This window comes from Heminiphilus faecis, from assembly GCF_008728965.1.
In the GTDB taxonomy this organism is placed as follows: Bacteria; Bacteroidota; Bacteroidia; order Bacteroidales; family Muribaculaceae; genus Muribaculum; species Muribaculum faecis.
Genome location: NZ_VSMC01000001.1, coordinates 302,101 through 314,955, shown reverse-complemented (window position 1 = coordinate 314,955; position 12,855 = coordinate 302,101). Strand labels below are relative to the sequence as shown.

General features: G+C 47.9%; 15 protein-coding genes and 1 tRNA gene. 2 read left to right on the top strand and 14 right to left on the bottom strand.

Features of this window, described 5'->3' with window-relative positions; all coding sequences use genetic code 11:
• Positions 1 to 17: 17 nt before the first annotated feature.
• Positions 18 to 1,250 (bottom strand): nucleoside recognition domain-containing protein, encoded by a 1,233-nt coding sequence (locus tag FW767_RS01255; protein ID WP_121700048.1) that lies wholly within the window; start codon positions 1,248 to 1,250, stop codon positions 18 to 20.
• Between the two features lie 328 nt (positions 1,251 to 1,578).
• Here FW767_RS01255 and FW767_RS01250 point away from each other — a divergent pair, with 328 nt between their 5' ends.
• On the top strand, positions 1,579 to 2,328 hold the full coding sequence (locus FW767_RS01250) for a lipopolysaccharide kinase InaA family protein (protein ID WP_121700047.1): 750 nt from the start codon (positions 1,579 to 1,581) through the stop codon (positions 2,326 to 2,328).
• Between the two features lie 9 nt (positions 2,329 to 2,337).
• On the opposite strand, the gene FW767_RS01245 is transcribed toward FW767_RS01250, so the two are convergent.
• The 4 genes from FW767_RS01245 to FW767_RS01230 all read right to left on the bottom strand — a co-directional run bounded on the left by FW767_RS01245 (position 2,338) and on the right by FW767_RS01230 (position 6,240).
• The gene (locus FW767_RS01245; protein ID WP_121700046.1) at positions 2,338 to 3,312 is read right to left on the bottom strand and encodes a glycosyl transferase family 90; all 975 of its coding nucleotides are present in this window, start codon (positions 3,310 to 3,312) and stop codon (positions 2,338 to 2,340) included.
• Positions 3,313 to 3,453: 141 nt separating this feature from the next.
• Positions 3,454 to 4,485, bottom strand: coding sequence for an MBL fold metallo-hydrolase (locus FW767_RS01240; protein WP_121700045.1), 1,032 nt, complete (start codon positions 4,483 to 4,485; stop codon positions 3,454 to 3,456).
• 16 nt (positions 4,486 to 4,501) lie between these two features.
• Positions 4,502 to 5,212, bottom strand: coding sequence for an SAM-dependent methyltransferase (locus FW767_RS01235; RefSeq protein WP_121700044.1), 711 nt, complete (start codon positions 5,210 to 5,212; stop codon positions 4,502 to 4,504).
• Entirely contained in the window at positions 5,212 to 6,240 is a 1,029-nt protein-coding gene (locus FW767_RS01230; RefSeq protein ID WP_121700043.1) for a hypothetical protein, read from the bottom strand. Before FW767_RS01230 ends, FW767_RS01235 begins: the two co-directional genes overlap by 1 nt.
• A 167-nt stretch (positions 6,241 to 6,407) precedes the next feature.
• Here FW767_RS01230 and FW767_RS01225 point away from each other — a divergent pair, with 167 nt between their 5' ends.
• Positions 6,408 to 7,244 carry a phospholipase A gene (locus FW767_RS01225; protein ID WP_121700042.1) on the top strand — a complete coding sequence of 279 codons (837 nt, stop codon included), beginning with the start codon at positions 6,408 to 6,410 and terminating at the stop codon, positions 7,242 to 7,244.
• Positions 7,245 to 7,266: 22 nt separating this feature from the next.
• On the opposite strand, the gene FW767_RS01220 is transcribed toward FW767_RS01225, so the two are convergent.
• The 9 genes from FW767_RS01220 to FW767_RS01180 form a co-directional block, all read right to left on the bottom strand.
• Positions 7,267 to 7,644, bottom strand: a complete 378-nt coding sequence (locus FW767_RS01220) for a DUF2752 domain-containing protein (protein ID WP_121700041.1) — start codon at positions 7,642 to 7,644, stop codon at positions 7,267 to 7,269.
• Positions 7,645 to 7,649: 5 nt separating this feature from the next.
• A complete protein-coding gene (locus tag FW767_RS01215; protein ID WP_148464134.1) occupies positions 7,650 to 8,093 on the bottom strand; it encodes a CD225/dispanin family protein in 444 nt (147 codons plus the stop codon).
• Positions 8,084 to 8,968, bottom strand: a complete 885-nt coding sequence (deoC, locus tag FW767_RS01210; RefSeq protein WP_121700039.1) for a deoxyribose-phosphate aldolase — start codon at positions 8,966 to 8,968, stop codon at positions 8,084 to 8,086. Before deoC ends, FW767_RS01215 begins: the two co-directional genes overlap by 10 nt.
• A gap of 24 nt (positions 8,969 to 8,992) precedes the next feature.
• Positions 8,993 to 9,328: a nucleotide pyrophosphohydrolase gene (locus tag FW767_RS01205; RefSeq protein WP_121700064.1), complete on the bottom strand. Its 336-nt coding sequence runs from the start codon at positions 9,326 to 9,328 to the stop codon at positions 8,993 to 8,995.
• A 5-nt stretch (positions 9,329 to 9,333) separates the two neighbouring features.
• On the bottom strand, positions 9,334 to 9,786 hold the full coding sequence (gene dtd, locus FW767_RS01200; protein WP_121700038.1) for a D-aminoacyl-tRNA deacylase: 453 nt from the start codon (positions 9,784 to 9,786) through the stop codon (positions 9,334 to 9,336).
• A 73-nt stretch (positions 9,787 to 9,859) separates the two neighbouring features.
• Positions 9,860 to 10,321, bottom strand: coding sequence for an Lrp/AsnC family transcriptional regulator (locus FW767_RS01195; protein WP_121700037.1), 462 nt, complete (start codon positions 10,319 to 10,321; stop codon positions 9,860 to 9,862).
• Positions 10,322 to 10,511: 190 nt separating this feature from the next.
• Positions 10,512 to 10,994, bottom strand: a complete 483-nt coding sequence (locus tag FW767_RS01190; protein ID WP_148464136.1) for a DUF6291 domain-containing protein — start codon at positions 10,992 to 10,994, stop codon at positions 10,512 to 10,514.
• 897 nt (positions 10,995 to 11,891) lie between these two features.
• Positions 11,892 to 11,965: transfer RNA gene (locus FW767_RS01185), tRNA-Asp, on the bottom strand.
• A gap of 157 nt (positions 11,966 to 12,122) precedes the next feature.
• On the bottom strand, positions 12,123 to 12,821 hold the full coding sequence (locus tag FW767_RS01180; protein ID WP_121697942.1) for a Bax inhibitor-1/YccA family protein: 699 nt from the start codon (positions 12,819 to 12,821) through the stop codon (positions 12,123 to 12,125).
• Between the last annotated feature and the right edge of the window lie 34 nt (positions 12,822 to 12,855).

The following is a 12,855-nucleotide window of genomic DNA, read 5'->3' as shown; positions in this document are numbered from 1 at the left end:
ATTGCAAAGCGAAAAAATCAGGAGAAAAACAGGTAAGCGGCTATGACACCGGCAAGCGAGCCCACGGCATCGGCAAGCAGCGCATAAGGCACAGCGTAGCGGGTCTTGACAACCCCCACGCTGCCAAAGTAAACCGCAAGGATGTAGAATGTCGTATCGGTGCTCCCCTGAATAGCGGCAGACACCCGCGACACGAAAGCATCGGGCCCGTAGGTATTCATGAGGTCCACCATCATACCGCGGCTGCCAGAGCCGCTAAGAGGCTTCATAAGGGCTGTAGGCAGAGCGCCCACCCACTCGGCGTCAAGACCAACAAAACTGAAACATGATGCTATGGCATCAGTGACCACATCCATGGCTCCCGAGGCCCGAAACATGCCTATAGCCACAAGTATAGCCACAAGATAAGGTATTATCATCACCGCAGTCTTGAAGCCCTCTTTGGCTCCCTCTATAAATGCGTCATACATGTTGATCCGCTTCTTCAGTCCGGCACATATGAACATAATTATAACACTGAACAGCAATACGTTAGCGACAAACGAAGAGTACAGCTCCACTTCCTCCTTCGGCAATGACGAAAAAAACCACACAATACCGCCCACAAGCAGGGCAAGACCGCCGAGCCATGCTGTCATCACCCTGTCCCACAGCTTTATACGCTGCTTTATACACATGGCCACTATGCCTACGAAAGTAGCTATGAACGTGGCCAGCAGTATCGGCAGAAACACATCGGTAGGATTGGCCGCTCCCGCCTGCGCCCTGTACATCATTATGCCTATGGGTATGAAGCACAGACCGGAAGCATTGAGTACCAGAAACATCAGCATAGCATCGGTAGCGGTGTCTTTCTTTTCGTTTAACGACTGCATCTCCTGCATGGCCTTAAGACCGAGAGGAGTCGCGGCATTGTCAAGACCGAGCATGTTGGCCGACACATTCATAAATATAGATCCCATGGCGGGATGTCCCTTGGGAATACCGGGAAACAGCCGGCAGAAAAGAGGGCTTATCATACGACCGAAAAACTGAATGACTCCGCCGCGCTCACCGATTTTCATCAATCCCATCCACAGCGACAGGATGCCGGTAAGTCCCAGCGAAATTTCAAAAGCAGTAGCTGCCGATGAAAACGATGCGCTCATTATTGAACTCCATATGCTGAAATCTCCGAAAAACAAAGTCTTTCCCAAAGCGACCAAAAATGCCACCAGAAAGAAAGCGATCCAAATGTAGTTAAGTGCCATTGCAAGAGTTTTTACAAATTTAATGTAAATTTCCCGTATTTCGGTATTACGCTAATTTTTTCGGAGATGCCAAGCAAGCGGGCAAATATCGCATAAACCACTGATATTAAATAAATTCCTTTATTTTTAGCTCTGTGAGAATCAAATATTTTTTCACTTTCGCACGGTTATACGGAAATTTTCAATTGTCAGAAGCGATAAACGGGCTGATGATTACAGCCGCATGACCTCTCCCCCACCCCATTCATATACGACCCGGATAACAGATTGCAATATCCGAAAAAAATAGTAAATTTGTAAATACAAGAAACCAGTACTATTGACCGCCATGATTAAGTACAAAATTCACATAAGCTCACGCTATGAACATATGCGGCCCTTGATAGAATCGATCGCAAAAAACGGTGTGCCCGAAGACACCGAAATCATATATCAGGGTCGCAATACAGTTTACCGCATGCTCACCGACAACCGGCCGATTATCATAAAGTCATTCAAGTTGCCGGGATGTATCAATTCTTACGTGTATACTACTTTGCGCAAAAGCAAGGCGGAACGCAGCTACCTGAACTCAAAAAAACTTCAGCAACTCGGATTCCGCACCCCTGCCATAATAGCATACGCTGAAGTAAGGCGCGGCCACAAGCTACTCAACAGCTATTACATATCAGAAGAGATAGCTGGCGGAAACATGCGTGATTGGGAAAACAACACCGATGCCGACCAACTGCTGCATGGTCTTGCCCAAGAGATGTTCAAGCTGTACCGCGCACAGGTGTGGCATAAAGATTTCTCCCCCGGCAATGTCATTTATACCGGCTCGGCCGAAAGCGGCTACAGATATTACTATATTGACGTAAACCGCATGAAGTTCAATGTCAGCTCACGAAAAAAACTCATGTCGATGTTTCGTTCCATGCACGACAGCTTCGAGGAGACCGCACGTCTGGCACGCTACTACGCACAGGTGTCGGGAGAACCTGAAGACCGGATAGTAGCTGAAGCTCTCGAAGTCCACAAACATTATATCGATTCACGTATCCTGCGCCGTAAGCTCAAGCACATGATTAAGCTCTGACACACGTATCTAACGACCGCCCGTCAGTCTGAAGTACTTGTCCAGCACAAGCAACGATATTATATTCTCGCGTTCTTTGTCGCGAAACTGGTCAACCCACTCATGGGCATTGTCGATTATCTTCTGCGCCTCATCATGATGCGAGGCGTAATAGCGCATTTTTTCGTCGAGGTCACTGAAGTCGGACTCTATTTCCACATAATGCACCCCGGGCTTCAGAAGTCCCTCCATAAACCATGTCTCATAAACCGGACGCGGCATTACGGCAAGAGAATTGGATGACATGACCCACTTAAGATTGCTCGCCACGTCATTTCCCTCCAAGGCCATGATAAACATGTAGTCGAGATGGTCGCTGATGGTCATCTTCTCACGATGCCACTCCGGAGGCAACTTAGGATCACGGCTCACGTCGCCGGCGTCACAAATGTCGCTTCCGTAAAATTTACGCATAAACTCCATACGCAATTCCTTGTCGCCGACTTTGCCGCGGAATATAGCTGTAGGCCTCTTGTCGGCAAACTTTTTCTTGTCCTTTACAAAGATGAAGTGGCGTATTTTGTCGAGTTTCATCACAACCGAATTCTCATTGTCGCCGGCTATCGGACGGCTCTTGACTATTGACGGACAGTCGGGTATGAAGGTCACGTCACCGGGACAGTAACCCCAATGGTAATCCTGCGGAAACCAACGGAGAAATTCATATGTGTCAAAATAATACACCTTCTGCTTGCGCGGTATGGCATGGTCCCTGACAAGCGGAGACTCCGGAGGAAGCACCACCGGACACCGGAGTTTGTTATAGTAGTCCACACGCCATTTTATATAGTCTATGTCATCACGCCGCGAGGCTTTTTCGAGCACCGACTCCAGTCTCTTCCGAAAAATAAACTCAGGGATAAGCTGACGCAGATAGTTTATGGCAAAATATTTCTGCTTCGAGTTTTTGCCGCTTCGCAGCAGGTAGGACAATTTTCCACTCATAAAGGGCTAATTTGCAGTTACGGTATCTTACGACAAAGGTAAACACAAATTAATAATTACCCCCCCCCATTAGTTAAACTAAGTTAAAAACAGAGGCTTTTTTGAAATAGCGGAAAGCCTGTCGAAACAATTGTTTGAAATCTACAGTGGACGCAGTATATACAGTTGCGAGCAATCAAAGCGTGGAAGCGCCACAAGCTGCACGTGCGAAGCATTGTCATCAGGAGTGTTTCTTCCCTCCCCTACTTTAAGCCCGAGTGCCTCGAGAGCCTTGCGCGATTCGTCGATTGCTATTTCCGGAGTATTGTTGTCCTGACTGAGATGACATAAAAAGATATATTTCAGACGCTCTGTGTATACTCTCGCGATATATTCGGCCGTCATCTTGTTGTCAAGATGTCCGTTGACATTGCGTATCCGCGACTTCAGATACTCGGGATAACGTCCGAAAAGCAACATATTAAGGTCATAATTGCTCTCTATCATAATATAATCGGCACGCCGCATATAATAGTCAGCCCGGTCAGAGATACACCCCAGATCGGTCGCTATAGCAAAAGCGCGGTCGTCATGCTGCACGTAGAAGCCCGCATTGTCAGTACCGTCATGCATAACTTCAAACGCGGTTATCGTGAAGTTGCCGAGTGTGAACGGTATCTCCTTGTATATGCTTACATGATAATCGCGAAGCCGGCGCGACACACTGTGCCGGCGCATTATACCGTTCATGGCGCGAGGAGTACAGTACAAACGCAAGTGACGGTACTTCTTCAGAAGCGTGTAAGCATAACGCATGTGATCGCTGTGGTCATGCGTTATACATATGCCTTTCACGATATCCATCGATATATTGTGCTCGGCAAGACCCTGCACTACCTGTTTGGGCTCCACACCGGCATCGATAAGAAATCCCGACAACGAGTCACCGATATATGCGCAATTGCCGCTGCTTCCGCTGCCAAACGACATAAACACTATCTTGTTGGGTACCGGCTTAACAACAATAGGACCGAGCGGCGACACCTCCGGCAATGAAAATGACGACTGGCCGCCGGTGAGTCTTACCTTCTCGGCAAGTTCTCCGCACGTCCGCACACCGTATGACAAGGGCGACTCCTCTTCATCGAAAAGTCCCGGAAAGTCATTTGGTTCATATTTGCCCCGTCGTGTCATTATATGCCCTGTATATTTATTTATAAAGTAAAAATATGGTCGGTATCTTATCGTAATTATACGAAGCGTTCTTCCAGTACGACAACGGCCGGGTGACTATGCTTTCGCGCTCACCGGTTATGTCAGAGGCCACACACAGCTTCATAGCACCCGGAAGTGCATGCGACAGTTCGCTGATGAGCCTGTTGTTTCGATACGGCGTCTCTATGAATATCTGGGTCTGATGCTCATGACGTATGCGCCGCTCCATCTCCTTCAACTTGGCCGTACGGGCTCCCGCATCAATAGGCAGATAACCGTTAAATGCAAAACTCTGCCCGTTGAACCCCGACCCCATAAGCGACATAAGTATACTCGACGGACCCACAAGCGGTACCACTTTATAACCGCGTTGCTGCGCTATAGCCACCACATCGGCACCGGGATCGGCCACAGCCGGACATCCGGCCTCCGATATAACACCCACGTCATGGCCTGCTTCAGCCGGAGCCAGAAGCTCTGACACCGCTTCGGCGGGTGTATGCTCGTTCAGTTCCGCAAAGACAAGCGAGTCTATGTCAATCGACCGGTCGCAACGTTTAAGAAACCGCCGCGCCGACCGCAGATTTTCTACAATAAAATACCGCAGCCCCCTGATAATATCAAGGTTGAAAGAAGGCAATACACGGTCGGCGTCCGTGTCGCCCAGCATAACCGGTATAAGATATACTGCAGGCACTTTATCCATTATTTTCCATTCTTTTTTAACCGTGAGTCAAGAGAGTCCATAGCCTGACGCAATTCGGAACCGCGATACACCTGCGCGCCAGTAGAGTCGGCAAGAATATAAAACGGTACACGAGGTATGTTGAGCGCGTCAAATGAGCTGTGGGCCACACCTCCGGGAGCCCACACCCGTGTCCAGCCGATGCTATCGGCAGATGCACGTTTCCACGCCGCAGAGTCGGGAGCAAACGACACCTCCACCACTCTGAACCGCCTGCGTGTATAATCGTCGTAAGGACGCTTTATCTGACGTACAATAGTATCGGACCGTTTCGTACCGTCAGTAAAATAGAGCAGAGAATACGCCGATTTATAAGGTGAATAACGCTCCAAGGAGTCACCGGCCGAATACAAAGTAAACGACCTTACTTTGGCATTCAATGCCGCACTGTTATTATATGACAGCAACAAACGGTAGTCATCAACCAATTTGGCAGGACGCGCCTCGGGCGCTATCACCGCAAAAAGCGAGTCGGCCCGCGATTCGTTATTGACCGAGTTGTAAGATGTAAGCATAAGAAGCGACGACACTATGTTGTCAGGATTGCTCTCCACATATTTCTTCACGGCAGAGTTCACCATGCCGGGAGTACCGTCATAAAGCACCGCCGCATTATCTCTGACAAACCTGCACCACTGCTCTGAAGGCTTGTTGCCTTTTATCTCGTTTTCCGAAGGGTTCTCAATGTCGAGCTTGCAATGAAGTGTTTGTCCGTTCTTGACAAGCATACGTGCCAAGGGCACATTGCCTTTGGCTCCGACAAACAGCTCCACCATTGTATAATCCGACGAATTGCCGCGCAAATCAAACTTGCCGTCTATAGCCGCCGTAGACACCGAACGCACCGAACCGTCAGCCACATAAAGCATATTGATAGCACGTGTGCCGAGCCCCTGCACTTCACCAGCAATGCGAAACTCGGTGTCATCGCCGCACGCCACAGCCAGAACAGCCAAAGCAAGAATGTATAAAGTCTTTAATATTTTCACAGCTAACTCACATTTATATTGTGTAGTACAAAGGTAGTCATAACCCGTCACCCCTCAAAGAAAAAACGGAATTATAGACGATAAAATTATACTTTTGAAATAATTGAAGTCAGTTTAAACTTTTTAACTTTGTAAAGCATTATAATTGCAATCGACAACCAACAGCTATGCGACGATTATTGCTTATAAGTGTTATAACATTAATTGCTATTGCCGCCCGCGGACAGATAATAAGTCCTTCGCCGAGTGAGGTGATTGACACCGACAGCGTGCGCAAAGCCTTCGACAACAGTCCGTTCTTCGGGCTGTACAAGGACAATTATTTTATTTTCGGTCCATCGGTAGGTCCTAAAGCCACAAAAGCCAATACAAACGTTAAATTTCAGATATCAATAGCGCAGCGGTTAACCAAGAGCGTGCTTCCTTGGCACACATACCTATATCTTTTCTACACGCAGAAATGTTTTTGGAACGTGCTCCAGAAGTCATTCCCGATGACCGACCTGAACTTCAATCCCGGTATAGGTCTTACAAAGCCGCTTTTCGTAAAAAACCGCTTTATCGGAAAGGTATCGCTTATTCTCGAACACGAGAGCAACGGCAAATCACACAAGGCGAGCCGTTCATGGAACCGCATATCGCTCGCGGCCAACATATTCATTGACCCAACGATGATGATCTACGGTAAGTACTGGATACCTATTGTCGACGGTGAAAACAACCGTGACCTCCTCGACTACTACGGCCTATACCAGTTCGGCATGAGCTACAACACTCTGTCAAAACGCTTCGGAGCGTCAATTATACTTACCAAACGCAAGGGCTGGAACCTCAACTACAATACCGTAGTCGAACTGAGTTACAAGCTCTCAAACAACGAAAACCAATATCTGTTTCTACAGTTTTACAACGGTTACGGAGAGGGGCTGCTCGATTATAATAAATTTCGCTCGCAACTGCGTGTCGGCTTTGTTATCAAACCCGTATTTTTCAGCGAATTTTAGGCCATTCACAGCCTCGCATATATCAAAATATATTGCGGCCTATCCACCATGCCGTAATGACGGCAAAACACCCCCAGATGGACCACTGCGAGTTGACGGCATGGTAAAAGCGCGGATAACGGCAGCGGAGCATCTCCGCTGTAAGCAAAACGGCTACCGGCACTATGGCCAGAACAAGCAGAGCATTGTAGCTCCACGCACCGGCTATGTCACCGTGTAGCAGGGCATGTATGGCCCGCTGACTGCCACAGCCCGGACACTGCCATCCGGTCAGGACAAGAAACGGACACTTCGGGAAAAACGCGCTGTCACCGGGATCGAAATAAAAATAGACACAACACAACAATGCCGCCGCAATGCACACAAGCAGCGCTATACTATAATTACGACCCGCAGTCATAGCTTCTAAACGAGCCAGTTAAACGGCATTCCGGTGATAAATGCAAACGGAAGCCCTATGATACCCAATACAAACGAGAGTATACACCATATCTGGGCATTCTGCGATGCCCTCTGTGCTCCGGCAAGGTCGCCCTGAGCATACTTTGACTCAACATTCGAAGAATATACTATGGCCACTATTCCCGCAGGAAGACAACAAAGCAGAGTCAGCACCACTGCCCACGCCAGATAAGTGGGCGGGCACTGCACCAATCGCGACACATGCTGAGGAAAAAGCTGCATCAGCTCCGGCACCCTATCCGCCGGCATCCATTGCCGAAGTCCTTCGCGCCATACAAGAGTGTCACGCTTTACTCCTATAGCACATAACTGGTCGAAGTAAAGCGGACCCACTTTTACGTTATTGATCAATGCCCAATACTGCATGACATCTATATCTAAAAACACTTGACGTTTTCACCCAAGATGTCGCCAAGCAGATTGTTGGCAAGACGACTCGCACCTATGCGGAACAGCGTATTGTCAAGCCATTCCTCACCAAGCACTTCCTTTATGACCGTATAGTACTTGACAGCATCGACAGTCGTCGATATACCTCCGGCAGCCTTGAATCCGACCTTGTTGCCAGTATTCTCGTAGTATTCTTTTATACACTGGGCCATAACGTAAGCTGCCTCGAGCGACGCTCCTTCATATACCTTGCCTGTAGAGGTCTTGATGAAGTCGGCGCCCGAATACATCGACAGTACCGAAGCGTTGCGTATGTTCTCGGCCGTCTTAAGGGCACCAGTCTCGAGTATTACCTTTAGATGAGCCTCGCGGCAGGCATGCTTCTGTTCGATAATTTCGTCAGCCACCTCTTCCCAGTCACCGTCAAGATAGTTGCCTACATTAAACACAATGTCGATTTCGTCAGCACCGCCTTCGACAGCCAGCGCGGTTTCGGCTATCTTGACTTCGAGAAACGACTGGGCCGAGGGAAAAGCTCCCGACACACAGGCTACCTTTACGTCCGACACATCGAGTACCGTACGCACCAGCTGGGCGAAGTTAGGATAAACACATATCGCGGCCACGTTTTTCAATTCGGGATGCTCGTTGTCAAAAGCATTGACCCTCTCCGTGAAGTCAGCCACCGACATCGGCGAGTCGGTTGTAGAGAGTGTGGTGAGGTCTATACAGTTAAGGATAGCCTTGTAGACATCCTTATTCATATTTTCAGCCAAGTGCTCCGAAAGTATCTTTTCGACTTCGGCTTTAACTACAGCGTCATCGGCAGTAACCTTTGATGCGGCTACGGTGTCATGATATTTATCGCTCATAACTAAATGGGTTTTATTGTTTATTTACAGTTTCTCATTTAAACGGTGTCGCAAGGCGTCTCGTTCGGTCTTCTTGTCAAGATTTTTGTAAAAGGCCTCAGTAAGGTCCACACCTGTCTGGTTGGCGATAGCCATCACCACCCACATCACGTCGGCGAGTTCATCGCCTAAAGTGTCGGCTTCCCCTGATTTAAACGACTGGTCACCGAATCGACGGGCCATTATACGTGCTACCTCCCCCACCTCTTCGGCAAGTATGGCCATATTGGTAAGAGGCGAGAAATATCGTACTCCTACCGTCGTTATCCAGCGGTCCACCATCTGCTGAGCCTCGCTTACAGAAAGCTCCTTGTGCTCCATATCGCTCATTCTTTAAGCCTTGAATCGATTACTATCGTTACCGGCCCGTCATTTACAAGGCTTACTTTCATGTCGGCTCCGAATATGCCTCGCTTCACTTCCCTGCCGAGAAGCCTCGACAATTCCATACAGAAATTCTCATAAAGCGGCACAGCCAGTTCATGACCGGCAGCCCTTATATAACTCGGTCTGTTGCCTTTACGCGTCGATGCCGTGAGAGTGAACTGACTTACGGCAAGTATATCTCCTCCTACATCTGCCACAGAGCGGTTCATCACGCCATTTTCATCGTCAAATATCCGCAATGACACCGTCTTGGCCGCAAGCCATTGCATATCGGCCTCGGTGTCGCCGTTTTCGACACCTACAAGTACAAGCATACCGCGGTCGACGGCTGAATGAAGTTTACCGTCGACGCTTACTGAAGCCGATGACACACGTTGTATAACAAGTCGCATTATTTTCGTATCTTATGACACAAAAATAACGATTTTTTTTGAATTGCCGCCTTTGTACGGCTATAAGATTGTATTATTCGTAGTTAATGGGTATCTCACGATCGATACTGCTGTCGAGCGAGATGAGAGTCTCTGTGCCGTTGACGCCGTGTATAGTCTGTATACGGTCATTTAACAACTCCATAAGATGCTCGTTATCACGGGCATACAATTTAATAAGCATGGTATATGGGCCGGTAGTGAAATGACACTCCACAATTTCCGGTATTTTCTCAAGCTCCGGCACTACATCGCGATACATGGCCCCGCGGTCAAGATTAACACCGATGTAAGTACATGTGCGGTAACCCAGTACTTTTGGATTGACATGGTAACCCGAGCCGGTGATGACCTTAAGATCGATCATACGCTGCAGACGCTGGTGTATGGCGGCACGCGACACACCGCACTCCATAGCCACATCCTTGGAGGGTATACGGGCGTTGCGCATAACTATTTCGAGTATTTTACGATCAAGGTTGTCAATTTTCTCCATAAAATTGCATGATTACAAATTCCTACCAATTTTTTAGCAAATGTACGCATTATTTTTAATATTTCAAGCAAAATGTTATAAAACAGCAAAAATAACCATACATCTACAATCATCACGGCGGTTTTATTCGATTCGATGGCCCTTCTGACCTCGGCATAACATGCAGGCGGCACAGATATACATCGCCGTATTATGTAGCACAGTTACCCACATCGGGTACCATGGGCGCCGTATTGCCGGCTATGTACTGTTCGAGGTACTCCTTGTACAGGAAGAGCGGTATGCGGTCTATGCCGTTGCAGGCAAGCAGCGACGACACACGGTCGACCTCCGACTTGAGCTGACCGTGCGTAAGGCTGCAGCGTTTGGCAAGATGGCGTATGTACTTACGGTCCTGCTTCACACGACGACCTGCTTCGACGACGGAGGGTGCCCGGTACACCCCAGCAGCGGCCTCGCGGCGACGGCGCTGATAGGACGCGGCCTTGGCCCGGCGGTCTATCACAGGTTTAAGAAGATTGAACACGCATTGTGCTATCGGATGCAGCCCGGCAGGACCGGCACCGGTCTTCTGATACTCCCTGATGGCATCGGTAAGCGGCTGCTGAAGTTCTGCGGGAAGCATGGCTATGGACTCGATCCATGCCCTATCAAATTTAGGCGTGCGTTTCATAATATGATGATTGGTTAAAGGGTTGTTTTCCCGCAAAGATAATATGACAGGCCACCGTTTTTATGCATAATCGGGCATTAACAGTTTATTTTCAGAATAAAGTACTGGTATTATGCGATTTAATCCGCGATTTAATGTTGGTTAATGCGAAAACGCACAATATGTTAACACATCTATTTATGAAAAAGAGCGACGGTATAGCGAGAGCCTTTTGCGGCTAATGTAAAACGTAAGCCGGAGACAAGGCATCTGCAGTATCCTGCAGCCTCCGGTAAACTACAGCCCCGCCATACGGATTCGCGGACCAATTCACTGATAACCAACCATGTTTGTGGTAGGGACGCCAGTACCACGGCGTCCGCATACGACACGCATGGCAATCCACAATTGTACCGTTCAGATAATTCTTTGGATTACAATATTGCATATGGCCACACGGATTCGCGGGCCAACTCACTGATCACCAACCACGTTCATGGTAGGGACGCCAGTACCACGGCGTCCGGATACGACACGCATGGCAATCCACAATTGTCAGGTTCGGATAATTCTTTGAATTACAATATTGCATATGGCCATACGGTTTTGCGGGCGCCGTAATACTGGCGCCCCTACCAATTTGCTGCATTCAATCTTTAACCGGATAATTGCGACGACGGAAATAGGATTGCATAAACACGACACGAATGGCAATACACAATTGTCAGGTTCGGGTAATTCTTTGGATTACAATATTGCATATGGCCATACGGATTCGCGGGCGCCGTAATACTGGCGCCCCTACCTGCCTGCTGCATTTTAATGTTTACACGGGTTACGAGGATTCGGAGGGTACAAAAAAGAATGAGTAAAAGTAAGCCGAAGCATTACAATTACTCATTCTTCCTCTCTCCTCAGCGGTGCGTACGGGACTCGAACCCGTGACCCCATGCGTGACAGGCATGTATTCTAACCAACTGAACTAACGCACCATTTTTTAGAGTTTAGCAAGCGACCTCTGTCGTTTAGCGAGTGCAAAGTTATGTATAATTTTTAATTCTCCAAAATTTTCAGACTGTTTTTTCAAAAAAATCTCGGCAAAACAGCATTTTTCACCATTTTGCCGAGATTATATCTAAAAAACAAGACTTAGTCTCTTGATGAACCGAAGAAACGAAGCAGGTACAAGAACAGGTTGATGAAATCAAGATATAGACTCAATGCACCTATCGTAGCCAGACGCGACGGTTCTATGGCATTGTACTGTGCCATCTGCTTGATTTTTTGTGTATCCCAAGCTGTAAGACCGATGAATATGAGCACACCGGCTATAGATACAATCCATTCAAGTGTACTGTTGGCCCAGAATATGTTTATCACACTTGCTATTATAAGGCCAATCAGAGCCATGAACAGAAACGAGCCTATTTTGGTAAGGTCGCGATTGGTAAAATAGCCGTACACACTCATGGCGCCGAATACACCGGCAGTAATAAGGAATGTCTTGAAAATAGACACCGGAGTATAAGCGGCAAATATCAGAGCAAACGTGACACCATTCAGCAACGAGTAGGCATAAAACAATACGGTAGCCATAGGCGAACTGATTTTATTGACTGCTCCACTGATGCCGAACACCATCAACAGTTCCACTATAAGCAATCCCCAATATACCCAACGGTGTGAGGCAAGAAAGTACATGAGATCGGGAATGCCGGCACATACCCACGCGGCTCCGCCGGTCACGATCAGAGCAAGAAACATCTTTACATAAACGCGCTTCATCACCTGAGACACTCTTGTGTCAAGCGCCTGCGATCCATAAGAATCCATGTTGTAGTTATTCATAATGATAAATCTTTAGAGAGATAACGTTTTATAT

What these genes read in the sequence shown, in the direction of transcription:
- FW767_RS01220 (WP_121700041.1), bottom strand. Translation starts at nt 7,644, where the DNA reads ATGACTGCGGGTCGTAATTATAGTATAGCGCTGCTTGTGTGCATTGCG.
- FW767_RS01195 (WP_121700037.1), bottom strand. Translation starts at nt 10,321, where the DNA reads ATGGAGAAAATTGACAACCTTGATCGTAAAATACTCGAAATAGTTATG.
- FW767_RS01255 (WP_121700048.1), bottom strand. Translation starts at nt 1,250, where the DNA reads ATGGCACTTAACTACATTTGGATCGCTTTCTTTCTGGTGGCATTTTTG.
- FW767_RS01240 (WP_121700045.1), bottom strand. Translation starts at nt 4,485, where the DNA reads ATGACACGACGGGGCAAATATGAACCAAATGACTTTCCGGGACTTTTC.
- FW767_RS01250 (WP_121700047.1), top strand. Translation starts at nt 1,579, where the DNA reads ATGATTAAGTACAAAATTCACATAAGCTCACGCTATGAACATATGCGG.
- FW767_RS01225 (WP_121700042.1), top strand. Translation starts at nt 6,408, where the DNA reads ATGCGACGATTATTGCTTATAAGTGTTATAACATTAATTGCTATTGCC.
- deoC (WP_121700039.1), bottom strand. Translation starts at nt 8,968, where the DNA reads ATGAGCGATAAATATCATGACACCGTAGCCGCATCAAAGGTTACTGCC.
- FW767_RS01180 (WP_121697942.1), bottom strand. Translation starts at nt 12,821, where the DNA reads ATGAATAACTACAACATGGATTCTTATGGATCGCAGGCGCTTGACACA.
- FW767_RS01190 (WP_148464136.1), bottom strand. Translation starts at nt 10,994, where the DNA reads ATGAAACGCACGCCTAAATTTGATAGGGCATGGATCGAGTCCATAGCC.
- FW767_RS01205 (WP_121700064.1), bottom strand. Translation starts at nt 9,328, where the DNA reads ATGGAGCACAAGGAGCTTTCTGTAAGCGAGGCTCAGCAGATGGTGGAC.
- FW767_RS01235 (WP_121700044.1), bottom strand. Translation starts at nt 5,212, where the DNA reads ATGGATAAAGTGCCTGCAGTATATCTTATACCGGTTATGCTGGGCGAC.
- dtd (WP_121700038.1), bottom strand. Translation starts at nt 9,786, where the DNA reads ATGCGACTTGTTATACAACGTGTGTCATCGGCTTCAGTAAGCGTCGAC.
- FW767_RS01245 (WP_121700046.1), bottom strand. Translation starts at nt 3,312, where the DNA reads ATGAGTGGAAAATTGTCCTACCTGCTGCGAAGCGGCAAAAACTCGAAG.